The organism is Amycolatopsis sp. 2-15 (genome assembly GCF_030285625.1).
Taxonomy (GTDB): domain Bacteria; phylum Actinomycetota; class Actinomycetes; order Mycobacteriales; family Pseudonocardiaceae; genus Amycolatopsis; species Amycolatopsis carbonis.
Genome location: NZ_CP127294.1, coordinates 3,796,954 through 3,818,421 on the forward strand (window position 1 = coordinate 3,796,954; position 21,468 = coordinate 3,818,421).

Consider the following 21,468-nt stretch of genomic DNA (forward strand, 5'->3'; position numbering starts at 1 on the left):
CGTCCAAGTTACGTGCCTTGGAGTTCTACCACGCTGGATCAGCGGTGTCGATATTCTTGAACGCTTACTCTACTATTACGGCGTGGGACGCACACGCACCTTCGACGTCGACGAAGCCCTCGGCGTCGCCCTGGACACCTTCTGGCAGCGCGGCTACGACGCCACGTCGATCCAGGCGCTGTGCCAGGCCATGGACATCCAGCCCGGCAGCGTCTACGCCGCGTTCGGAAACAAACACGCCCTGTTCGTCGCCGCACTCCGCTCCTACGCGGCAACCGTGTCCGCCGAGGCCGTCGAGCGGCTCAACGTCGCCCCAAGCGGGATGCAAGGCCTGCGCGACTACTTCGCCCACCTCGTCGACGCGATGGTCGACGGCCGCCGCCGCTGGGGCTGCCTCGTCACAAACTCGCTCGTCGAACTCACCGACCGGGACCCGGCGCTGGCCGCGATGTTCGAACAACACCTCGCCAACCTCCGCACCAGCTTCGCCGGCGCCCTCACCCGCGCCCGCGCCGCCGGCGAGCTCCGCCCGGGCGCCGGACCCGAGTCCGCGCCCCTGCTCGTGGCCGTCGTGCAGGGCCTGAACGTGCTCGCCAAGACCCGCCCGGGCCGCGCCACCCTGCAGTCCATCGCGGACAGCGCGCTCGCCGGCCTGGCCGCGGAGGCGCCCACCTCGGTCTGAGGCGCTCCGCCTTCCCCTCGTGACGGCGCCCACTCGAAGGGGGCAAACCTGTCACATCCGGCATCGCTGTCTTGTCTCTCTTGTGCAGGGCGAGAGAACGAGGAGCGAAATGCGCAGGATCCTGGTGGTCGGCGGCGGGTATGCGGGTTTCTACGCGGCCTGGGGACTCGAGAAGCGGTTGCGGCCTTCGGAGGCGGAGCTCACTGTCGTGGACCCGCGGCCGTACATGACCTACCAGCCGTTCCTGCCCGAGGTCACGGCCGGTTCGATCGAGGCGCGCCACGCGGCGGTGTCGCTGCGGCGGCACCTCAAGCGCACGCGGATCGTGGCCGGCGCGGTGACGGAGATCGACCACGCGAACCGCCATGTGGTCGTGCGGCCGGCCGAGGGCCCGGAGTTCGAGCTCGAGTACGACGAGATCGTGGTGACGGCCGGCGCCGTCACCCGCAAGTTCCCGATCCCCGGCATCACCGAGGAAGCGATCGGGATGAAGCACATGGAAGAGGCCGTCGCGATCCGCGACCGGCTGCTGACGTCGTTCGACCGCGCGTCGGCGCTCGAGCCGGGGCCGGCGCGGCGGAAGCTGCTCACGGTGACGTTCGTCGGCGGCGGTTTCTCGGGCGTCGAGGGCTTCGCGGAGCTGCTGTCGCTGGCGACGGCGCTGCTGAAGCCGTACCCGGAGATCAGCCGCGACGAGCTGAGCTTCCACCTCGTGGAGGCGCAGGGCCGGATCCTGCCCGAGGTCACCGACAAGCCGGGGCGCTGGGTGGTCCGCTCGCTCGAAGAGCGCGGCGCCCACGTGCACCTCAACACGCAGCTGCGATCGGCCGTCGACGGGCACGTGGTGCTCTCGACGGGCGAGGAGTTCGATTCCGCGCTCATCGTGTGGACGGCGGGCAACGCCGCCAACCCCGTGGTGCACAACCACACCGACCTGCCGATCGACGAGCGCGGCTTGCTGCTCGTGCGCGCCGACCTGCGGGTGGGCACCGAGACGGACCCGGTGCCGGGTGCGTGGGGCGCGGGTGACGACGCCGCGGTGCCGGACCTCGCGTCGCCCGTTCCGGGGGCGCGGACGGTGCCGAACGCACAACACGCGGTTCGCCAGGGCAAGCTGCTTGCTCGAAACCTCACAGCGCACGTTCGCGGTCGCGCACCGAAGCCGTACGTCCACCACGGGCTGGGTTCGGTCGCGACGCTGGGCATCGGCAAGGGCATCTTCCAGTACCGCCGGATCGTGATCACGGGCCTGCTCGCGTGGCTGATGCACCGCGGGTACCACGTGCTGGCCGTGCCGAGCTGGGAACGCAAGGTGCGCGTGCTCGCGATCTGGCTCACGGCGGCGTTCTTCGGCCGCGACATCGTGTCGCTCGCTTCGGTCGAGCACCCGCGCGACGCGTTCGTCTCCGGAGGCGACCCGATCAGGTGATTCGCGGCGGCGCTGTCACAGATCCGCGGTCCGTCTTGTCCTGGCTGGTGCGAAGTCCCCGGGCCTGCCGGGGACACTCAGCGAAAGGCGCATCATGAGGATTGTCGTCATCGGCGGTACCGGCCTGATCGGCTCGCGGGTCGTGAGCCTGCTGGAGGAGCACGGCCACGAGGCGGTGCCGGCGTCGCCGACCTCCGGGGTCAACACCGTGACCGGCGAAGGCGTCAAGGAAGTGCTGCAGGGCGCCGACGTGGTGGTGGACGTGTCGAACTCGCCGTCGTTCGCCGACGACGACGTGATGGCGTTCTTCCGCGCCGCCACCACGAACCTGACCGGCGCCGCCAAGGACGCCGGCGTAGGCCACTACGTCGCGTTGTCGGTGATCGGCAGCGACCGCCTGCTCGAGTCGGGCTATCTGCGGGCGAAGGTCGCCCAGGAAGAGCTGATCAAGGACTCCGGCCTGCCCTACTCCATCGTGCGGGCCACGCAGTTCTTCGAGTTCGTCGGCGCGATCGCCGACGGCGGCACCGAGGGCAACGTCGTCAAGCTCCCCGACGCGGGCATCCAGCCGATCGCGGCCTCCGAGGTTTCCGGCGCGGTCGCGAAGGTTGCCGCCGGCGCGCCGCTGGGCGGTATGACCGAGATCGGCGGCCCCGAGATCTTCACGATGGAGAACTGGGTGCGCGAGGCCCTGGCCTTCCGCAACGACCCGCGTGAGGTCACCGTCGACCCCGAGGCCCGTTACTTCGGCGAGAAGCCGGGCCCGAGGGGCCTGCTGCCCGACGAGGGGGCCCAGCTCGGGCAGATCAAGTTCGCGGACTGGCTCCCGGCCAACCCGCCCAGGAAGTGATTCCTTGCGCGGGTGGTCCCGTTCCGGTGCCACCCGCGCATCCCGTCAGGAGGGAATTCGATGACAGAACAGCAGGTCGCGACGTCGGTACTGGTGATCGGCACGGGCGGGTCCGGGTTGCGCGCCGCGATCGAGCTGGCCGAGCGGGGCGTCGACGTGCTCGTGGTCGGCAAGCGGTCCAAAGGCGACGCCCACACCACGTTGGCCGCCGGCGGCATCAACGCGGCGCTGGCGACGATGGACCCGCAGGACAGCTGGCAGCAGCACGCCGCCGACACCATCAAGGAGAGCTATCTGCTGGCGCACCCCGACACGGTGCGGGTCGTCACGCAGAACGCCGCACGCGGCATCGAGGACCTCGAACGCTGGGGCATGCCCTTCGCCCGCGAGGCCGACGGCCGCATCTCCCAGCGGTTCTTCGGTGCGCACACCTACCGGCGCACCGCGTTCGCGGGTGACTACACCGGACTGGAGATCCAGCGCACGCTCGTGAACCGCGCGGCGCAGCTCGACGTGCGGATGCTCGAGAACGTCTACATCACGAGAATCCTGGTGCAGGACAACGTGGTCTTCGGCGCGTACGGCTTCGACCTCGACAACGGCACCCGCTACGTGATCCACGCCGACTCGGTGATCCTGGCCGCCGGCGGGCACACCCGCATCTGGCGCCGCACGTCTTCGCGGCGCGACGAGAACACGGGCGACTCGTTCCGGCTCGCCGTGCTGGCCGGCGGCCGCATCCGGGACCCGGAGCTGGTGCAGTTCCACCCGTCCGGGTTGCTGGAGCCGGAAAACGCGGCGGGCACGCTCGTGTCGGAAGCCGCTCGCGGTGAGGGCGGCCAGCTGCGCAACGCGCTGGGCGAGCGGTTCATGGAGCGCTACGACCCGGAGCGGATGGAACTGTCCACACGCGACCGGGTGGCTTTGGCCGCGTACACCGAAATCAAGGCGGGCCGCGGCACGCCGAATGGTGGCGTGTGGCTCGACGTTTCGCACCTGCCGCGTGAGACGATCATGCAGCGGCTGCCGCGCGTCTACCAGACGTTGCTGGAACTGCAGATGCTGGACATCACGAAGAGCCCGATCGAGATCGCGCCCACCGCGCACTACTCGATGGGCGGTGTCTGGGTGCGGTCGTCCGACCACGGTACGGGCGTCGAAGGCCTGTACGCGATCGGCGAGGCCGCGAGCGGCCTGCACGGCGCCAACCGGCTCGGCGGCAACTCGCTGATCGAGCTGCTGGTGTACGGCCGGATCGTCGGCGAGGCGGCGGCGGAGTACTCGGCTTCTCTTTCCGCGCAACGGCGTTCCGCCGGCGCGCTCGCGGAGGCTCGCGGTGAAGTCGACGAGCTGCTGGCGGCCGAGGGCCCGGAGAACGTGCGGGCCCTGCAGCGTTCCTTGCGCAACACGATGACCGAGCACGCGGGTGTCGTCCGGGACGAGAAGGGTCTGCTCGCGGGACTGTCCGAACTGGACGCGCTCGAGGAGCGGATGAAGAACGTCGGGGTCCACCCGGATCTGGCCGGGTTCCAGGACCTCGCGCACGCGTTCGACCTGAAGTCCTCGGCGTTGGCCTGCCGGGCGACGCTGGAGGCGGCGGTGGAACGGCGCGAGACGCGGGGCTGCCACAACCGCTCGGACTACCCGGAGCTGGACGAGTCGATGCGGGTGAACCTCGTGTGGTCCGGGCGTGGGCGGATCGAACGGGAAGCGTTGCCACCGGTGCCTGCGGAGATCGCCGCGTTGATGCGGGAGGTTTCCTCGGAAGGGAAACTGGTCGAGTGACAAAGGGGGCTCTCCCTGGTTGGGAGAGCCCCCTTTTCTCATCGGGGTTGCACGACGTTCGTGAACAGGATCGCCGCGTCGGTCTCGGCTTCGATGCGGTGCCGGTGCTCGGGGAGCACGAGGAAGTCGCCGGGTGCCGCGCGTTGGCTTTCGGCGCCGGTGACCAGGCGGATGTGCCCGTGCAGGACGAGCACGGTGGTCTCGCCACCGTGGTGTTCGTGTTCGTGCAGGTGTTCGCCTTCGCACAGTGCCATCACAGTCTGGCGCAGGGCATGCTCGTGTCCACCGTGGACGGTCACCGCGCTGCGCCCGGAGGACGCCTGCGCCGCGAGCCCGGCCTGGGTCTCGGCGAGGGTGATCAGGTTCATGATGCTCCTTGCGGAGGGGGCCGGCCTTCCGGGCCGGTCCCCGTTCCGGGTCACGGCCGGGGCGCTCGCAGGTGCTCGCGCTGCTCGAGTTCCTCGTCGCTCACCGGGATGAGCATCGGCTGTCCCGGCGCGCAGAACATCGTGACGACGAACTGGGACTCGGCGTCGTCGAGGTTGTTGCCGTCCTGGTAGTGGATCACGTCGAACCCGGGCTCCCAGAACGCTTCCCCGGCCTTCACGACGCGCTCCGGGTCGCCTTCGAGCTCGAAGATGATCTCGCCCTTGAGCACATAGCCGAACGCCGGCCCGGAATGCCGGTGCGGCGGCGCCCCGTCACTCCCCGGCGGCAACGTGACCAGGATTGTCATCGGCACGGCCCCCTCGGGCGCCGCAGGCGCTCCCTCCGCGGTCGCCACCAGCTCGATCTTCGGCGGCGGCGCGCTCGACTTCGGGTTCCGCAGGTGGTGCGAATGTTCCACGCTCATGAGCTTCCTTCACGGACCTGGTGTCGGTTGTCCTTTCGTGAGCTGAGACAAGACGTGGCTGCTATCTGTGACAGCGATCCTAGGTGGGTTTCCGGCCAGGAGCGGTGCGACGGGCGACAGCCGATGTCCGCGAACGAACACCTTGTGCGCTCGGTGGAGATCGGCGAACACTCGGATGGTGTCCCGCAGAACCGGACACTTGCCGGTCAAAACGCCGACGTCCGACCTATCGTGGGCGGATGGATGAAACGCGCGGTGGCGTGGCGTCGGTGGTGAAGGCGTGCAAGGTGCTACGCGCCTTCTCGCCCACAGTGGGTGTCCTGTCCGTCCGGCAGGTCTCGGCCCGCGCGGACATCCCGCGCAGCACCGCCCACGAGCTGTGCCGCACCCTCGTCGCCGAGGGAATGCTGGAGGATTCGGGCAACGGCTACCAGCTCGGCCCGCTGCTGCTGGAGCTCGCCGGCCAGATCATCGAACGCACCGGCCTCGTCCGCGCGACCGAGGGCATCCTCGACCGCCTGGTCCGCGCGCCCGAACAGGAGGCGCACCTGGGCCAGCTCACGCAGGGCTGGGTCGTCTACCTCGACGGCAACGCCAGCACCTGCAAGGTCCCGATGCACAACCGCGTCGGCCAGCGCGCGCCCGCGCACCTCACCGGGTGCGGCAAGGCGGCGCTGTCGTGGCTGCCGTTCGACAAGGTCGTGGCCCACGTCGAGAAGTGCTGCGCGGAGAGCTCGACGCCGCCGCCCGACCTCGACGAGCTCGAAGCCGAGCTCGTCCGCGCGCGCCACGACGGGTTCCTGGTGTCGAAGTCGTTCCAGAAGGACCGGATGTCCGTCGCGGCGGCGATCTTCGACGCGTCGGGCCACGCGGTCGGCGGCGTCTCGCTGGCCGGGCCCGCGACGATGTTCACCACGGCCGTCGTGGCGTCGGTCCGCGCGTCGGTGACCAACGCGGCCGGCCTCATCAGCGCGCGGCTCATCAACGAGCCGGCGCGCTGGGCGAGTACTCCGCGCTGACTGCGCCACCTGACTACAATCGTTTGCAGACCAAGACTCCGGTACGGGCGCCTGTCGAGTCAAGGCCGGCGCGGAAATCGCACCCGAAATGGGCGGGCCGCCCGGCGCCTCTGCGTATACTGCCGTCGTGCGAAGAGCGACCTTGAAGGACGTGGCCGCGCGCGCCGGGGTCCACGTCGCGACCGCGTCGAGGGCCCTCAACGAGACCAGCCGCCACCTGGTGAACAGTGCGACGCTCGACCGCGTGCTCCGGGCCGCCACCGAACTCGGCTACTCCGGCAACCTCAGCGCCCGCACGCTCCGCACCGCCCGGTCGATGGCGATCGGCATCCTGCTCCCGGACCTGACCAACCCGATCTTCCCGCCGATCGTGCGCGGCGCCGAGGACATCCTGCGCGAACGCGGCTACAGCACGTGGATCGCCAACACCGACGACGACCCGAAGATCACGGCCGCGTCGATCGAGGCGTTCCTCTCCCGTGGGGTCGACGGGTTCATCTCCGCCGGGTCGCGCCTGCACGACGACACGGCCGAGCAGATGGCCGGGCAGGGCCACCCGCTCGTACTGGTCAACCGCACCGTCGACCGTCGCGACATCCCGTCGGTCACGGCCGACGACGACCACGGCGTCCGCCTCGCGCTCAGCCATTTCGTGGAGCTGGGCCACCGCAAGATCGTCCACCTGGCCGGCCCGCAGGATCTGTCGACCGGTGTGCACCGCAAGCGTGCCTTCGTGCAGGGCCTCGCCGACCACGGCCTCGACCGCGAGCCCGAACGCGTGGCGCAGTGCGACGCGTGGTCGCAACGCGAGGGTCACCGTGTCCTCAGTGGACTCCTGCGCGACGAGAACATCGAGTTCACCGCGATCGTCGCCGGAAACGACCTGATCGCTCTCGGCTGTTACGACGCGTTGCGCGAACACGGGATGACGTGCCCGCACGACGTGAGCATCATCGGATTCAACGACACCCCGTTCATGGACCACGTTTCCCCGCCGATGACGACCATCCGCATTCCGCAGTACGACTTGGGTCGCGAAGCCGCGAAACTTCTGGTCGACAACCTGGAAAACCCCGAACAGGGGCCGCGATCGATCGTGCTGCCGGTCGAGCTGGTCAACCGGCGTTCCACGGCGCCTTTGCGCACGAACTGACGCGAATTGCCGTTGGCCTTTCCATTGTGAACGATTGCAGCCGGGTATTCGGCGGCTCTCGGCTTGGCGCCCTGTCTAGGCTTCTCCCGAGAAGAACGACCGACGCTCGAGGGAGTCTCCGATGGACCTGCTGTTGCGCGGCAAGACGGCGCTCGTCACCGGTGCGAGCCGGGGGATCGGGCTGGCGGTGACGCGGGCGCTGGTCGGGGAGGGCGTTCAGGTCGTCGCGGCGGCGCGCAACGTCGGCGGGGACCTGGGGGAACTGCCCGTCGAGACCGTGGCGGTCGACCTCGGCACTCCGGACGGCGCGGCGCGGGTGGTCGAGGAGGCCGTGGCGCGCGTGGGCGGGATCGACATCCTGGTCAACAACGTCGGCGCCGTGCAGCCCCGGCCCGACGGCTTCACGTCTGTCACCGACGAAGACTGGCTGGCGACGTTGAACCTCGACTTCATGTCGGCTGTGCGCACCACGCGGGCGGCGCTGCCGTCGCTGCTGGAGCGGACCGGCGCGATCGTCACGGTGTGCTCGGTCAACGCGACCTTGCCCGACCCGCTGGTGATCGACTACAGCGCGGCGAAGGCGGCGTGCCTCAGCTTTTTCAAGTCCCTGTCGAAGGAAGTCGGCGCGCGCGGAGTCCGCGTGAACACGGTCAGCCCCGGCCCGGTCGCCACGGACCTGTGGCTGGGCAAGGGTGGTGTCGCCGAGACGGTCGGGGGTGCTGTCGGCGCGGAGCCCGGCAACGTCGCGGCGAAGGCGGCCGCCGACTCCGTGACCGGCCGGTTCACGCGGCCCGAGGAGGTCGCGGACCTGGTGACGTTCCTGGCCAGTGGCCGCGTCGGCAACCTCACGGGCGCGGACATCATCCTCGACGGCGGGATGACGCAGACGATCTAGACCCCGTCTGACCTGGCGTAACATCCCGTTGATGACACCCGAGGAGCACCTGCGCGACGCCGACCCGGTCCTCGGCCGGGTCATGGACCAGATGGTCGGGCCTCCGCCCCGGCTGCCGCCCGACCCCGCGCTGGCCGGCGACCCGGACATTCCGAAGGACAACTACGGCGTGCTCGTGCGCGCGATCGTCAGCCAGAACATCTCGATCCACTCGTCGCGAGCCATCTTCCGCAAGCTGAAGGACCGCTTCGGCGGCCGGCTGCCGACGCCGGAGGAGCTGCTGGCCGACGACCCCGAGCAGCTGCGCCCGGCCGCCGGGTTGTCTCGCGCGAAGACGGTGTCGTTGCGCTCGCTCGCCGACTGCATCCTGGCGGGCCGCCTCGACCTCGACGCGTTGAACGAGCTGCCCGACGACGAGGTCATCGGGCAGCTCGACGTGGTCAAGGGCATCGGCGTGTGGACCGCGCAGATGTTCCTGATGTTCCATCTGCACCGTCCTGACGTGCTGCCGACCGGGGACCTCGAGCTGCGCCGCAGCGTCGAGCGGGCCTACGGGCTGGCCGCCCGGCCGACGCCGGCGGAGCTCACGCGGCTGGCCGAGCCGTGGCGGCCGTACCGCACGCTGGCGTGCCTGTACCTCTGGCAACTGGCCGAGCAGGCGCCGCGGTTGTGATTAAGCTGGTGCCACAGGACTTTTCGCGCAAAGGAGAAAAACACGTGGAGGGTGTCGACCCCGCGGTGGCGCCGAGCGGCAACGGCTGCGCCGACTGTGATGCGGCCAGTCCGCAGGGCTGGTGGTTCCACCTGCGCCGCTGCGCGCAGTGCGGCCACATCGGCTGCTGCGACTCGTCGCCCGGCCAGCACGCCAGTGCGCACGCCGCCTCGTCCGGCCACCGCATCGTCCGCAGCTTCGAGCCGGGCGAGGAGTGGTTCTGGGACTACGCCGAGGAAGTGATGTACGAACGCGGCCCCGAGCTGGCCGCCCCGACCCACCACCCGCTCACGCAGGCCGCCCCCGGCCCGGCCGACCGCCTGCCGGCGGACTGGGCCAACCAGCTTCACTGACCCGGCTCCGGGCGGCCCGGCCATGGTGACGGCCGGGCCGCCCGGGCGGGCACAGTACCTTCGACACCATGACCAGCTCACGTCCGAATCCCACCGACGTCGCGGGTGCGTTGTTCGATTTCGCACTTCGGCCCTCACAGGTGCAGGCGGCCGACGCGGTCGCGGCGGGGCAGGACACGTTGGCCGTGCTGCCCACGGGCAGCGGGAAAAGCGCCATCTACCAGGTCGCCGGCCTCGCCCGCGGTGGGTTGACGCTGGTGATTTCGCCGCTCATCGCGTTGCAGCGCGACCAGCTCCGGTCCATCGCGGGACGCCCGTACGGCGACCGCACCATCAACGCCGAGCTCCTCAACTCCAGCCAGAAGGTCCACGAACGCCGGGAGACGCTGGCGCGGCTGGAGAAGGGCGAGCTGGACTTCGTCTTCCTGGGCCCCGAGCAGCTCTCGAACGCCGAGACGCGTGCGGCGATCACCAATGTCACGTTGTTCGTGGTGGATGAAGCACATTTGGTGAGCGAATGGGGACAGGAGTTCCGCCCCGAGTACCTGCGGCTCACCGACGCGATCGCCGAGTTCGGCCGGCCGCCGGTCCTCGCGCTCACGGCTACGGCGTCGCCGCCCGTGCAGGCGGACATCACGCGCCGGCTGGGGATGCGCGACGCGCAGCTGGTGGTCGCCGACTTCGACCGGCCCAACATTTCGCTCTCGATGCGCCCGACGCAGCCCAGCAAACCGGAGGCGCGGGCCGTCGACGACCGGTGCGTCGACGTCCTCATCCAGCACGACACCCCGGCACTCGTCTACGCGCTCACCCATGCCCGCTGCGAGGCCCTCGCCGACCGCCTGCGCCTCGACGCCTTCCGCTCGGCGCCGTACCACGGCGGCATGACGGCTGCCGCCCGCGCGCAGGTGCAGGACGACTTCTTCGCGGGGAAGCTGGACGTCGTCGTGGCCACGAGCGCGTTCGGGATGGGGATCGACAAGCCCGACATCCGCACGGTCGTGCACGCCGGTGTGCCCGCGAGCATCGACGATTACTACCAGGAGATCGGCCGCGCCGGCCGGGACGGGGAGCCGGCCGTGGCAGTCCTCGTGCACGACCCGCGGACCATCCGCATCCCGCGCCTGCTCGCCGCCCGCACCCATCTCGGCGAGGAGACCGTGCACCTGGTCGTCGACGCGGTCGAGAACTCGCCCCGGCAGGCGACGCTCACCGAACTGACCGCCAGCGCCGGGGTGCCCGCCCACGCCGTCGAGCGGGTGGTCAACGAGCTGGTGGAGCTGGGTTTCGTGGGCGTCACGGGATCCGGCCACCACCGCGTGGTGGAATGCGAACAGGAACTTACACCACCAGCCGAGCTCGCCGACCAGCTCGTGGACCTCGACCGGCGCCGGCAGGCCGTGCTCACCAGCCGGATCGAGGCCGCTCGCGGGTACGCCGAAAGCACGCGGTGTCGCCGTGCGGAACTTCTCGCCTACTTCGGTGAGAACTACACACCGCCCTGTGAAAACTGCGACAACGACCGTGCGGCGCACACCACCGAACACCAGCGCGCCGACGTCTCCGGCGGTGCTCCCGTGCACCACCGCCTGTGGGGAGACGGGCAACTGTTGTCCCAGGATGAACACGAGTTGCTCGTTTACTTTCCCAGCGTGGGCTACAAGCACCTGACCGCGTCGACGATCTCGTCCGGCATCCTCCAGCCGCGCTGAACAACCGCGCGCGGGCTCGCCTGGTAACTTCCCGACTCGGGCGCGAGACTGGGTGCGCCCGGAGAGAGGAGCCGTCCGTGGACGACGACATCGAGGACAACGCCGACACCGGCGTGCTCGACCCTGAAGACACGCTCGAGGACGGCGATCCGTACGACGAGGGCTACTCGCCGCCGGAGAAGCCGTTCGAGGTCGACGAGTTCGGCACCACACCCGAGGAAGAGCGCGAAGGCGAAAGCTGGGAGGGCCGCCTCGCCCGCGAGGTGCCCGACCTGCAGCCCGAGGAGGGCGACGACCTCGGCGACAGCGAGGACACCGACGGCGAACTCATCGACGGCGAACTCGGCGACTTCCGCGCAGGCCGCCTCGTCGCCGCCGACGAAGGCTCCGGCGAAGACTCCGACGACGAGCTCTACGCCTCGGACGTCGGCATCGACGGCGGCGCCGCCTCCGCGGAGGAAGCCGCCGTCCACGTGGTCGACGACCCCGAGGGCTACTGAGCACCGCCGAGCACCGCTGAGGTCAAGGTGGTGCGGGACTTCCCGTACCACCCCCTCCGGCTGACTCCGCCTGACATCGGCTGACGCGGGTCCGCACAGCGAGGCCACCCGGACCTCGGACCGGCACGTGGCGCCGGGGAGATCGCGCCGCCTCTTCGCAGGGTCCCGACGCGCACCCGCCACTCGACCACATTCCGCGAGCGGCGAGCGACCTGGCTCGGAGGCGCGGGGGAGTGGGCGCGGCTGTTTCGCTGACGTTTGTCGTTGACCTCGTCGCTCGGTCGGATTCCGCGAGCGGGCAACAGCCGCAAAAACCTAGGAGTCACGCGTTCCGCGCGATCTCCTCCAGCCAGCCGGTCACCTTCGCGCAGATCGTGGCCTCGCCGCCGCGCGTGTGTTCCACCAGTTTGTCCTGCGACCACAGCATGGCGGCGATCACACCGTGGCGCACCGGCGTCAGGCCGATCTGCCAGGGGCCGTGGTGCCACTCCGCCGTGCTCCACTGGCCGGTCGTCGGACTGCGCTCGAGGGTCCAGGCGGGGCCGGCGGCCAGTTCGGCCACCGTTTTCGGGGCTCGCCACTGCCGCACGGGGTTGCTGTCGGTGCTCATCGGGGTCCCTCGGGGTGCGCAGGAACGGGGTCGTGTCGCGAGAGCGGCGGTCCGGCCGCGAGAGCGGGAAGTCAGCGCACGGCGGCAACCCTTTCGTTCAACTCCCGTTCACTTTAGCGGCCCGTGAGGTGTGTTTGCGCATACTTCCGGAAAGCGGCGACGAGGCGGCTGCGGTCGTCGGCGCGGGTGGCGAGCACGACGTGCGCCGGTTCGACGTCCTCCAGGACCACGGAGGTGAGGTCGGGACGCAGGAGACGCACATCGTGACCTGCGGAGATGGCCACGGCCTGACCGGCCGCGACGAGCTCGAACTTGTCCTCCAGCGCTTCGATCACGGGCCCGTCGGGCGCCGGCCGGCCGTCGGGCCGCGGTTCGATGCGCCAGTACGCGCTCCACGCCGGATCGGAATCACGCACGCGGGGCAGCGGTTCGTCGGCGATGTCGTTGATGCTCACCGACTCCTTGCCCGCCAGCCGGTGATCGAGTGGGAGAATAACCACACGCGGCTGGTCGTAAAGCACCGTGACGTGGAGGCCTTCGGTCGCGAACGGCAGCCGGCTCACGACGACGTCCACACGATGCTCCAGCAGCGAAGTCGGCACGTCGTCGAACGCGACGTGCAGCGTCTGCACGTCGGCGTCCGGGTGTCGGTGGCGCATCTCCCGGACGGCGGGCGTGACGATGAGCCCGCCCGAGTACCCGACGGCCAGCCGGCTGGGCTGCGCGGCGGCCCGCGTGCGCGCGATGGCCTGCGCCGCGGTGCGCAGCAATGCCTTCGCCTGCGGCAGGAACACCTCACCCGCCTCCGTGAGCCGGCTGCCCTGCGGCGTGCGGTCCAGCAGTCGCGCACCGAGCTGCTGCTCGAGCCGGCGGATCTGGCGGCTCAGCGAAGGCTGGGTCACGTGCAAGGCCTCGGCAGCGCGGCCGAAGTGCTTGTGCTCCGCGACGACCGTGAAGCAGTGCACCAGCCGGAGGTCGAGGTCGACCGGATGTTCGGGCACGGTGTGATTCTACCTGTGGTGATGCACAAAGCGTATTGCGCGATACGAAGGTTTCATTGGCCGATGCGCGGGACCCGACGGCAGGGTGGAAGGACCAAAACATCCCTTGTTTGAGGAGCAACACCATGCGTGTGTTTGTCACCGGCGCGACCGGGTTCGTCGGCTCCGCCGTCGTGTGTGAGCTGCTCGGCGCCGGCCATCAGGTGCTCGGGCTGGCGCGCTCCGACGCGTCGGCCGCCAAGCTGACCGCGGCCGGCGCCGAGGCCCACCGCGGCAGCCTCGAAGACCTCGACAGCCTGCGCACCGGCGCCGCCGCGGCCGACGGCGTGGTCCACACCGCGTTCGTCCACGACTTCGGCGACTTCGAGCGCTCCGTCGGCACCGACCGCCTCGCGATCGAGACGATCGGCGAGGCCCTGGCCGGAACCGGCCGCCCGTTCGTGATCAGCTCCGGCACCCCGGCCACTCCCTGCGGCGTGGCGACCGAGGACACCATCCCCGAAGGCGGCAGCCTCGCGGCCGGCCGGTTCGCGTCCGAAGAGATCGTGGTTTCCTTGGCAATGCGGGGAGTCCGCGGCTCTGTCGTGCGGTTGCCACGGTCGGTCCACAGCGACGAGGACCGCCACGGCTTCGTCCCCTTGCTCATCGAGACCGCCGGCACCCGCGGGGTCTCGGCTTACCCCGGCGACGGCGCGAACCGGTGGCCCGCCGTCCACTGCCTGGACGCCGCACGGCTCTACCGCCTGGCTCTCGAACACGCCCCGGCCGGCACGCGCCTGCACGCCGTCGGCGACGAGGGCATCCCCGTGCGCGAGATCGCCGAGCGCATCGGCAAGCACCTCGGCCTGCCGATCGAGTCCGTCCCGGGCGATCAGGCGGCCGAGCACTTCAGCTGGCTGGGCCCGATCTTCGCCGCGGACATGCCGGCCTCGAGCGCCCGCACCCAGGACCAGTTCGACTGGCAGCCAACGCATCCCGGACTGCTGTCCGATTTGGACGCCGGCCACTACTTCGCCCGCTGATGGCCACGTTCGAAGCCGGCCCGGTCGGTGTCTGCCTTCCGGTCACCTTCACCAGCGCGCCATCCGCCGACGACCAGCGCACCGCTGTGCGCCGTCTGGAGCGCGCCGGCTACCACGCGGCGTGGACCAACGAGGTCATCGGCAAGGACGCCCTCGCCCAGCTGGCGGTGCTCCTCGGCGCCACCGAGACCTTGGCGTTCGGCACCTGCGTCGCCAACATCTGGGCCCGGGCGCCCCAGACCGCGCACGCCGCCGCTTCCTTCCTGGCGCAGGCTTTCCCGGGTCGGTTCACGCTCGGTCTCGGCGTCGGATGCCCGCAGCAGGCGTCGAGTGTGGACCGCCCTTTCGGGACTCCTCTGGCGACCATGCGGTCCTATGTGGAAGGCATGGCAGCGGAAACCCGGCCACCCGCGCCGGACGCCCCGTACCCGCTCATCCTGGGCGCCAACGGCCCCAAGATGCTCTCCCTCGCCGCCGACGTCGCCGACGGCGCACTCCCCGCCGGCCTGCCTCCGCAGCACACGGCTCTCGCCCGGCGAGCATTGGGCCCGGACAAACTCCTGGTCGTGGCGCTGTCGATCGCGGACTCGTTCGAGACGGCCCGCCAAACCGTGTCGAACTGGCTCAGCCGCCCCGCTTTTCGGGCAACACTCACGGACCTCGGCTACCCCGCCGAGCCCACCGACGACCTGGTCCGGACCCTCGTCGCCTTCGATGGCCCGGACCACGTCACCGCCACCGTCCAAGCGCACCTCGACGCCGGCGCCGACCACGTCACCCTGCTTTCCCCGGTGGGCACGGAGTTCGGCCCGGGCATCGACCACCTCGTGGCGCTCGCCCCGGCGCTGCGCTGATCACAACCTCCCGGCGACCGTCTTCGCCAGCGCGGCGTAACCGTCGAGAAACGCGTCGCTGGGAGCGCGGCGGAATGCCAACTGGGCGATCCGGATCAGCCCGTGACTCCGTTTGGCGATGGTGATGGTGGTCGTGCCTTGGGCGGTGGCGCAGTAAACGGCGTCGTCGGTGAGCGGCTTTGGCTCGTCGGCGCAGCCTCGAGCCGAACCCCGGAAAGCAGCATCCGGCGAGTCGAACCCCGGCGCATCGCCGACGCCCAGCTCCACCAAAGCCGCGTGGGAATCGAGGGCGCGGTGATACGAACAGGCGTATAGGGTGACACCGCTCTGCGTTTCAGGTTCTTCCTCGATGCTTTCGAAGCTGTTGCCGTCCGCGAGCTCATGCTGGACTTCGCCAGAGTCCAGGAACGGGCACGCCGCACTGAGCCGCTCGGGCGACGCCGCCGCCACGAACGACGTCGTCGTGGGTCCGTCCACTGTCGTCGCCGCACCGCCGGCAGCACACCCCGCGGCGGCCACTCCCACAAAAACGACGGCGACAAGTCTTCCGGGCCAACGTGTGGCCTTTTCCGTCGAACCAGACCGGGTGCTCATCGCCCGATCACAACCGCTCGGTGAGGGTTTCGGCCACGCGTCACCGGCCTGTCGTTCACCACCGAATCCGCCCGGGAGCTCCTCGGCGCGGTCCTCCTCGACCAGATCCTGTCGATCGGCACCGGGTGCGCCCACGAAATCGCGTTGCGGCGCGGTTTCCGTGACCGTCCAGTATCTCACCGCGAAATTGGAGTGACCCCCCCGGGCCGGCGACAGGCCCGGGGCCACCCCGCTCATCTCAAGCCTTCGGTTTCGTCAACCCACACCCTGCCAACGAAAGATCCACCGTCGACCCAGCCCCGAGACACGCCGGAATCTCGGCGGTCTGCTGCCCGTAAGACCGGCCCATGTGGACGGTGACCACACCGTTCTCGTCGACCTCGCACGGATTGTCCACAGTGCATACCTGGCCCAAGTCGTTGGACGTGTTGTGGATGCCCACGACCTGGCCGGTGTGCGGGTCGAGCACGGGTGAGCCGGAATCGCCGCTGCCGGGGGTGCAGTCTTCGCTGTACTGGATCGCATTGTGCTGCGTGTAGCCGCCCTCGCGGAGTTCAGGGACGATGTTCGCAACCGAACACGCCCAGGTCTTCCCGTGCGTGCCCGAAAGCACGTCGAGCTGGTCGGCTTGCTGGGGTTCGCGCGTGCCGAGTTCGAAGACCTTCGCGCCAGCGGCGAGCTGCGCGTAGGTCTTGTCCACTTGGTACAGGGCGACGTCGGTGCCGGTCATGGTGGCGTACAACAGCTTCGTGGTGTGCAGGGTCGCCTTGATCCCGCCCGACGCGGACAGCACCGCGGCGTCGCGGGCCTCCGCGCGCTCGGTCACCGCCGAGCCCACGGCGGGGTGGTCGCCGGCGATGCAGTGGCCGTTGGTCAGCAGCAGGCCGGGGTCGTCCGGACCGGCGCCGGCCTTGCGGACCAGTGACCCCGCGCACGAGCCCAGGTTCACGGCGCCCTCGAGCGTCGGGTGGCGTTCCGCGATGGTCTCGCGCACCCAGTCGGCATACGCGGGCACGTTCGTGTAGATCCCCGGCCCGTTGTCACCACCGCTGACGACACCCGCCAACGTCCACGCGCCGCCTTCCTTCACGAGCGCCGGGCCGCCGGAGTCCATGTTGGTGGGGCCCACCTTGCCGTCGAGTGCGCCGATGCACAGGTCGCTGAGCGAAACCAGACAGGTCGATGTTGGTTGGACAACAGTGTCGGCCTCGCGCAGGTGGTCGGGGTAACACTGCGGCGCGGCCTGGTCGCAGGTCATGCCCCAGCCCATGATGCGCGCGCCGGTGCCCGGCGCCGGGGCCTTCGCGCTGATCTTGATCGGTGCGGCCTTCGCCGGGTGTGCCAGCTTCAGCAGCGCGATGTCCTTGCCGAAGATGTGCGGAAGGGTGCCGTTCGACCGCCGCACGAACTTCTCGACCGCGATCACCTCACCGCCGGACGACGCGCTCACCGATCCCAGCCGCACCGACCAGTCGTGCGGGTAGCCGACCTGGGTCTCGAGATCGTTGCGGGCGCAGTGCGACGCCGTCACCACCCATTGCGGCGCGACCAGCGTCACCCCGCACACATGCCCATCGGGCCGGGGCGAGTCGGCCGGCCGGTTCAGCGACCCGGTGAACGGATACGCACGCGGAGATGGGGCTCCGCCGACAATCGCTGTTGCCGGAGCAACACCCAACGCGGTCACGGACAACGCGGCCGCCACGACGGCCAGCACACTTCGGAGTTTCAACGGGCTCCCTCTCACCTGTGGATCACAGAACCCGCTCAGACTCCTCACCCTGTGTGCGCGCACCTCGACCGGAACGTCACGATCCTGTGACAGCGCCCCAGAACTGCTGCAGCACCGACACGACGCGACCGGTCCGGTCGTACATCCACCAGTGCCCCATCCCGTCCAGGAGCTCGACGCGCGCTCCCAGCCGGGCAGCCACATCCCGCGAGCGCATCTCGTCGTCCACGCGGTCGGCTGTCGGCACGAGGATCAGCCCGGGCGCCGACGTGCGCGAAGGTGCCCACGAAGCCGCGACGTTCGGCACCGCCGAGCGGTACAGCCCCAGAATGCCCCGGCTCATGTCCTCGTCGAGCGCGGCGGCCATCTCCGCCGCGGCCGCCGCAGGCACGCCGTTGCCCAGCATCAACGACTCCCCGGGATCGGCCTCCCTCCGGTGGCGCAGGGAGTCCTCGCCATCGCCCGGAGAAATGAGCGTCGTCGCCCACGGGTGCCACGCGTAATCCGGGTGGAACACACTCCCGACGTCCGCGACCCAGCTGCGCGGCGGCACCTCGCCGAGCGTCGCCACCCGGAGTGTCGGCAGCGCACCCCAGTCGTGCCCGACGAGGTCGATCGGCTCGGTGATCTTCGCCAGCTCCTCCGCCAGCCATGCGGCGTACGCGTCCTTTGCCGGGGTGAATCCCGCCGGCAGCGCCGCACCGAACCCCGGCAACGCCAGTGCCACCGACGGCCCCGCCCACGGCCTCCCGCAGGCCGTCCCAGATCACGGCCGTCTCCGGAACTCCGTGGACGAACACTCGCATGTTGTCCTCCTCACCCAGGCTGTCGCTTTACGGCCACGCTAGCCCGGCGCCCACGGCAGCACGGCTCCGTAGCGGATCAACTGGCCGTAGTGATCGGGGTCGGTGGGTGAAAGGGCAAGGTCGAGGAGCGGTACCGCCGCTGTCGCCGGCGTGGGCGCCGTGCTGACGTCCCACCACAGCGCTGAGGTCGGCGTGTTCATCATCCCCGGGCACACCGCCGCGAGCAGGATCCCGCGCTCCGCGTCGCCGGCCAGGCGCGTCGAGGCGAGCGCGCGCACTGCCGCCACCTGCCCGATCTTCGAGGGGATGTTCACGAACCCTGGCCACGCACCGCCGCGGGCGCTGCCGTCCGCGACCGCGTCGCGCCAGTTCGCGACAGTCTTGTCGACGTCGTCCAGTGAGGTCAGGGCGTCGAAGCGATCGTGCAGTACTGGCGCCAGGTAGTGCAGGGTGCCGAGCGAGCTGGCGACGACGAGCAGCTTGCCGCCGTCCCGCAGCAGCGGGGCGAACGCCCGCATCACCCTCGTGGTGCCGAAGTTGTTGACATCCGTATAGGGGCCCACGATCTCCCGCGGGTCGTCGTCGGGGCCGACGCGCATCACAGCGTTGCCGAACACGACATCGACTCCGCCGTGGCGTTCGCTCAACACCGTGGCGAGCCGGGTGACGGACGCGGGATCGGCCACGTCGAGCAGTTCACTTCGGACAGTCGCCCCGCCCGCGGGCAGTGACTCCACAGCCTCACCGATCCGGCCGAGATCCCGTCCCGTGAGGTAGACAGTGTCCTGCGTGGACAGACGCTGCGCGAGCCCCTCGACGAGCGCCAGGCCCAACCCTTGTGTGGCCCCGGTGACCACTGCGACGGTCATGCTCGCACCAGATCTTCCGTGAGGTTCCACAGCCGCGCGGCACCGTCGGGGTCGAGGGCGTAACGCGCGACACCGTGCAACTGTGGCGCTTCCCCGCGCCGGTCGATGGTCGGCGTCTCCGCACAGTCCACAAAGTACCGTCCGCCGATGCCTTCCAGCAGGGGAGATGTGGCGACCAGCACCGACGTCGCCGCACCCTGTTCCGGGGTCTTCATCAGTTCGGGCGGGACGGTCCCGCTGCCGCGGCCACTCGTGTGGCGCTGAAGGTTGGTGAAGATCCCGCCCGGCATGACGGCGTTGGCCGTGATTCCGTCCCGAGCCCAGCGACGCGTGGCCTCGACGGCGAACAGCACGTTGGCCGTTTTGGACTGTCCGTAAGCGAGCCAGGGGTCGTAGCGGCGGAAGGCGAAGTTCACGTCGTCGAACACCACGGGCGAGAGCTGGTGTCCGCTCGAGCTGACCACGACCACGCGGGCCGAGCCGTCGGCGGCCAGCGCGGGGTACAGTCCGGTGGCGAGCAGGAAGTGTCCGATGTGGTTGGTCGCGAACTGCCACTCCCACCCCTGCTCGGTGTACTGGTCGGGGCTCGCCATCACGCCGGCGTTGGCGACGAGGACGTGCAGCGGACCGTCCCAAGCAGACGTGAAGGCGGCGATCGAGGCCGGGTCGGTGAGGTCCAGCTCCGCGACGCGCACCGCGGTGCTGCCGGTGCTCGCGGTGATGTCCTTCGCCGTGCGCTCGCCGGCGGCGACGTCGCGGACGGCGAGGGTCACCTCGGCGCCGGTCGAGGCCAGGGCGCGAGCGGTCTCCACTCCGATCCCGGACGACGCCCCGGTCACCACCGCGCGTCGCCCGCGGAGCTCGATGCTTTCGGCCACTTCCGCCGCCGTGCTGGCGAAGCCGAAGGGGGTCTGGATCAAAGTCATACTTTCACGCTAGGTAGGCACGGAGCATGCTGCCAGCGAAAGTTCGTCAAGTCTGGTATGCGTAACTGTCATGGCCTTCACCGACGCGTCGCTCACTGCGCTGCGGGTGTTCCGTGAGGTGGCCGAGCGGGGCTCGTTCACCGCCGCGGCCGCCGCCCTTGGCTACACTCAGTCTGCCGTCTCCCGCCAGATCGCGTCGCTGGAGCGCGCCGCGGGCACCTCACTGGTAGAACGCCGCCACGACGGTGTGCGCCTCACCGCCGCCGGGCGACTGGTCGTGCGCCGCGCCGCGACCGTCGTCGACGAGGTGGACGCCGCGGCCCGCGACCTCGTCGGCCTGCCCGACGGCCACGGCAGCGTCCGGCTCGGCTGGTTCGCCAGCGCCGGTGCGGCCCTGGTGCCCCGCGCCCTGGCGGAGCTGCGCCGCACGCACCCGGGCATCACCGTGACCACGCGCGAAGGCAGCACCCCCGCGCTGGTCCGCGCACTGCGCGCGGGCACGCTGGACCTGGCGCTGATCGCGTCGGCGCCGCCGTTCCGGCCGCCCGACAGCGAAACCCCGGCGCTGCAGGTGCAGACCCTCTCCGAGCGCAGCCTGTGCGTCGCCGTGCCAACCACCCACCCGCTCGCGCGCGGCGAGTTCATCGACGTCGCCGACCTGTCCGGCCAGCGCTGGATCGCCGGCTCGCGCAACGAGCACGTCATGGGCGTCTGGCCCGGCCTCGACGAGCGCCCCGACATCGCCCACACCGCGCGCGACTGGCTCGCCAAGCTCCACCTCGTCGCCGCCGGGTTTGGCATCACGACCGCGCCCGCCGCGCTCACCCCGGTGCTCCCGCCCGGCGTCCGTGTCCTCCCCGTCCGCGGCGGGCCCTCCGAACGGCGGCGCATCTTGCTCGCCCGCCTGCCGGGCCGCCCGTCGGACGCCACGGCCCGTTTGGCGGAGGCGTTCCGAGCGGCGGCGTTGGAAGATAAGGGTGCGGGGCTCTGACGGTGAAGGCCGTTTGCCGCTACCTTGAGCAGGCCCGGTCGCCGGGTGGCGCGCGGGATGTTCGGGGAAGGACACACCGAACAGTGGCGAGCCTCAAGGTCACCTACGACGCTGAAGCGA

General features: G+C 70.3%; 23 protein-coding genes. 14 read left to right on the forward strand and 9 right to left on the reverse strand.

What is annotated here, in order from left to right:
- The first annotated feature begins 82 nt into the window (after nucleotides 1-82).
- The 4 genes from QRX50_RS18780 (at nucleotide 83) to QRX50_RS18795 (ending at nucleotide 4,746) form a co-directional block, all read left to right on the forward strand.
- Nucleotides 83-682 (forward strand): TetR/AcrR family transcriptional regulator, encoded by a 600-nt coding sequence (locus QRX50_RS18780; protein WP_285973236.1) that lies wholly within the window; start codon nucleotides 83-85, stop codon nucleotides 680-682.
- Nucleotides 683-791: 109 nt separating this feature from the next.
- Nucleotides 792-2,111, forward strand: a complete 1,320-nt coding sequence (locus QRX50_RS18785) for an NAD(P)/FAD-dependent oxidoreductase (protein WP_285973237.1) — start codon at nucleotides 792-794, stop codon at nucleotides 2,109-2,111.
- Between the two features lie 94 nt (nucleotides 2,112-2,205).
- Entirely contained in the window at nucleotides 2,206-2,961 is a 756-nt protein-coding gene (locus tag QRX50_RS18790) for an SDR family oxidoreductase (RefSeq protein ID WP_285973238.1), read from the forward strand.
- Between the two features lie 60 nt (nucleotides 2,962-3,021).
- Nucleotides 3,022-4,746 (forward strand): L-aspartate oxidase, encoded by a 1,725-nt coding sequence (locus QRX50_RS18795; RefSeq protein WP_285973239.1) that lies wholly within the window; start codon nucleotides 3,022-3,024, stop codon nucleotides 4,744-4,746.
- Nucleotides 4,747-4,784: 38 nt separating this feature from the next.
- On the opposite strand, the gene QRX50_RS18800 is transcribed toward QRX50_RS18795, so the two are convergent.
- Both QRX50_RS18800 and QRX50_RS18805 read right to left on the reverse strand, forming a co-directional pair.
- On the reverse strand, nucleotides 4,785-5,114 hold the full coding sequence (locus QRX50_RS18800; RefSeq protein WP_285973240.1) for a cupin domain-containing protein: 330 nt from the start codon (nucleotides 5,112-5,114) through the stop codon (nucleotides 4,785-4,787).
- 50 nt (nucleotides 5,115-5,164) lie between these two features.
- Nucleotides 5,165-5,599, reverse strand: coding sequence for a cupin domain-containing protein (locus QRX50_RS18805; protein ID WP_285973241.1), 435 nt, complete (start codon nucleotides 5,597-5,599; stop codon nucleotides 5,165-5,167).
- Nucleotides 5,600-5,838: 239 nt separating this feature from the next.
- Here QRX50_RS18805 and QRX50_RS18810 point away from each other — a divergent pair, with 239 nt between their 5' ends.
- From QRX50_RS18810 to QRX50_RS18840, 7 genes are all read left to right on the forward strand, one after another.
- Nucleotides 5,839-6,618: an IclR family transcriptional regulator gene (locus QRX50_RS18810; RefSeq protein ID WP_285973242.1), complete on the forward strand. Its 780-nt coding sequence runs from the start codon at nucleotides 5,839-5,841 to the stop codon at nucleotides 6,616-6,618.
- Between the two features lie 127 nt (nucleotides 6,619-6,745).
- Entirely contained in the window at nucleotides 6,746-7,771 is a 1,026-nt protein-coding gene (locus QRX50_RS18815; protein ID WP_285973243.1) for a LacI family DNA-binding transcriptional regulator, read from the forward strand.
- Between the two features lie 121 nt (nucleotides 7,772-7,892).
- The gene (locus QRX50_RS18820; RefSeq protein ID WP_285973244.1) at nucleotides 7,893-8,666 is read left to right on the forward strand and encodes an SDR family oxidoreductase; all 774 of its coding nucleotides are present in this window, start codon (nucleotides 7,893-7,895) and stop codon (nucleotides 8,664-8,666) included.
- A 31-nt stretch (nucleotides 8,667-8,697) separates the two neighbouring features.
- On the forward strand, nucleotides 8,698-9,339 hold the full coding sequence (locus QRX50_RS18825) for a DNA-3-methyladenine glycosylase family protein (RefSeq protein WP_285973245.1): 642 nt from the start codon (nucleotides 8,698-8,700) through the stop codon (nucleotides 9,337-9,339).
- 44 nt (nucleotides 9,340-9,383) lie between these two features.
- A complete protein-coding gene (locus QRX50_RS18830; RefSeq protein ID WP_285973246.1) occupies nucleotides 9,384-9,731 on the forward strand; it encodes a UBP-type zinc finger domain-containing protein in 348 nt (115 codons plus the stop codon).
- Nucleotides 9,732-9,799: 68 nt separating this feature from the next.
- Nucleotides 9,800-11,443 (forward strand): RecQ family ATP-dependent DNA helicase, encoded by a 1,644-nt coding sequence (locus tag QRX50_RS18835; RefSeq protein WP_285973247.1) that lies wholly within the window; start codon nucleotides 9,800-9,802, stop codon nucleotides 11,441-11,443.
- A 77-nt stretch (nucleotides 11,444-11,520) separates the two neighbouring features.
- Nucleotides 11,521-11,943: a DUF5709 domain-containing protein gene (locus QRX50_RS18840; RefSeq protein WP_285973248.1), complete on the forward strand. Its 423-nt coding sequence runs from the start codon at nucleotides 11,521-11,523 to the stop codon at nucleotides 11,941-11,943.
- Nucleotides 11,944-12,265: 322 nt separating this feature from the next.
- On the opposite strand, the gene QRX50_RS18845 is transcribed toward QRX50_RS18840, so the two are convergent.
- Nucleotides 12,266-12,553, reverse strand: a complete 288-nt coding sequence (locus tag QRX50_RS18845; protein ID WP_285973249.1) for a hypothetical protein — start codon at nucleotides 12,551-12,553, stop codon at nucleotides 12,266-12,268.
- A 113-nt stretch (nucleotides 12,554-12,666) separates the two neighbouring features.
- Nucleotides 12,667-13,554, reverse strand: coding sequence for a LysR family transcriptional regulator (locus QRX50_RS18850; RefSeq protein ID WP_285973250.1), 888 nt, complete (start codon nucleotides 13,552-13,554; stop codon nucleotides 12,667-12,669).
- 125 nt (nucleotides 13,555-13,679) lie between these two features.
- On the opposite strand from QRX50_RS18850, the gene QRX50_RS18855 reads away from it, so the two are divergent.
- Nucleotides 13,680-14,576: an SDR family oxidoreductase gene (locus QRX50_RS18855; RefSeq protein WP_285973251.1), complete on the forward strand. Its 897-nt coding sequence runs from the start codon at nucleotides 13,680-13,682 to the stop codon at nucleotides 14,574-14,576.
- Nucleotides 14,576-15,430, forward strand: coding sequence for an LLM class flavin-dependent oxidoreductase (locus QRX50_RS18860; RefSeq protein ID WP_285973252.1), 855 nt, complete (start codon nucleotides 14,576-14,578; stop codon nucleotides 15,428-15,430). Before QRX50_RS18855 ends, QRX50_RS18860 begins: the two co-directional genes overlap by 1 nt.
- On the opposite strand, the gene QRX50_RS18865 is transcribed toward QRX50_RS18860, so the two are convergent.
- The 5 genes from QRX50_RS18865 to QRX50_RS18885 all read right to left on the reverse strand — a co-directional run bounded on the left by QRX50_RS18865 (nucleotide 15,431) and on the right by QRX50_RS18885 (nucleotide 20,357).
- On the reverse strand, nucleotides 15,431-16,204 hold the full coding sequence (locus QRX50_RS18865) for a hypothetical protein (RefSeq protein WP_285973253.1): 774 nt from the start codon (nucleotides 16,202-16,204) through the stop codon (nucleotides 15,431-15,433). It abuts the gene before it with no gap.
- Between the two features lie 58 nt (nucleotides 16,205-16,262).
- On the reverse strand, nucleotides 16,263-17,756 hold the full coding sequence (locus QRX50_RS18870; protein ID WP_285973254.1) for a trypsin-like serine protease: 1,494 nt from the start codon (nucleotides 17,754-17,756) through the stop codon (nucleotides 16,263-16,265).
- A 76-nt stretch (nucleotides 17,757-17,832) separates the two neighbouring features.
- Nucleotides 17,833-18,483 carry an alpha/beta fold hydrolase gene (locus tag QRX50_RS18875; protein WP_285973255.1) on the reverse strand — a complete coding sequence of 217 codons (651 nt, stop codon included), beginning with the start codon at nucleotides 18,481-18,483 and terminating at the stop codon, nucleotides 17,833-17,835.
- A gap of 117 nt (nucleotides 18,484-18,600) precedes the next feature.
- Entirely contained in the window at nucleotides 18,601-19,431 is an 831-nt protein-coding gene (locus tag QRX50_RS18880; RefSeq protein WP_285973256.1) for an SDR family NAD(P)-dependent oxidoreductase, read from the reverse strand.
- Nucleotides 19,428-20,357 carry an SDR family NAD(P)-dependent oxidoreductase gene (locus QRX50_RS18885; protein ID WP_285973257.1) on the reverse strand — a complete coding sequence of 310 codons (930 nt, stop codon included), beginning with the start codon at nucleotides 20,355-20,357 and terminating at the stop codon, nucleotides 19,428-19,430. The genes QRX50_RS18880 and QRX50_RS18885 overlap by 4 nt, the downstream gene beginning before the upstream one ends.
- 70 nt (nucleotides 20,358-20,427) lie before the next feature.
- On the opposite strand from QRX50_RS18885, the gene QRX50_RS18890 reads away from it, so the two are divergent.
- Nucleotides 20,428-21,348, forward strand: a complete 921-nt coding sequence (locus tag QRX50_RS18890) for a LysR family transcriptional regulator (RefSeq protein ID WP_285973258.1) — start codon at nucleotides 20,428-20,430, stop codon at nucleotides 21,346-21,348.
- Nucleotides 21,349-21,468: the final 120 nt, after the last annotated feature.

Bases quoted from the DNA above. Each gene is read 5' to 3' on its own strand.
- QRX50_RS18810 (WP_285973242.1), top strand. From the start codon at position 5,839: ATGGATGAAACGCGCGGTGGCGTGGCGTCGGTGGTGAAGGCGTGCAAG.
- QRX50_RS18885 (WP_285973257.1), bottom strand. From the start codon at position 20,357: ATGACTTTGATCCAGACCCCCTTCGGCTTCGCCAGCACGGCGGCGGAA.
- QRX50_RS18880 (WP_285973256.1), bottom strand. From the start codon at position 19,431: ATGACCGTCGCAGTGGTCACCGGGGCCACACAAGGGTTGGGCCTGGCG.
- QRX50_RS18820 (WP_285973244.1), top strand. From the start codon at position 7,893: ATGGACCTGCTGTTGCGCGGCAAGACGGCGCTCGTCACCGGTGCGAGC.
- QRX50_RS18805 (WP_285973241.1), bottom strand. From the start codon at position 5,599: ATGAGCGTGGAACATTCGCACCACCTGCGGAACCCGAAGTCGAGCGCG.
- QRX50_RS18890 (WP_285973258.1), top strand. From the start codon at position 20,428: ATGGCCTTCACCGACGCGTCGCTCACTGCGCTGCGGGTGTTCCGTGAG.
- QRX50_RS18785 (WP_285973237.1), top strand. From the start codon at position 792: ATGCGCAGGATCCTGGTGGTCGGCGGCGGGTATGCGGGTTTCTACGCG.
- QRX50_RS18825 (WP_285973245.1), top strand. From the start codon at position 8,698: ATGACACCCGAGGAGCACCTGCGCGACGCCGACCCGGTCCTCGGCCGG.
- QRX50_RS18855 (WP_285973251.1), top strand. From the start codon at position 13,680: ATGCGTGTGTTTGTCACCGGCGCGACCGGGTTCGTCGGCTCCGCCGTC.
- QRX50_RS18795 (WP_285973239.1), top strand. From the start codon at position 3,022: ATGACAGAACAGCAGGTCGCGACGTCGGTACTGGTGATCGGCACGGGC.
- QRX50_RS18835 (WP_285973247.1), top strand. From the start codon at position 9,800: ATGACCAGCTCACGTCCGAATCCCACCGACGTCGCGGGTGCGTTGTTC.
- QRX50_RS18800 (WP_285973240.1), bottom strand. From the start codon at position 5,114: ATGAACCTGATCACCCTCGCCGAGACCCAGGCCGGGCTCGCGGCGCAG.
- QRX50_RS18860 (WP_285973252.1), top strand. From the start codon at position 14,576: ATGGCCACGTTCGAAGCCGGCCCGGTCGGTGTCTGCCTTCCGGTCACC.
- QRX50_RS18790 (WP_285973238.1), top strand. From the start codon at position 2,206: ATGAGGATTGTCGTCATCGGCGGTACCGGCCTGATCGGCTCGCGGGTC.
- QRX50_RS18845 (WP_285973249.1), bottom strand. From the start codon at position 12,553: ATGAGCACCGACAGCAACCCCGTGCGGCAGTGGCGAGCCCCGAAAACG.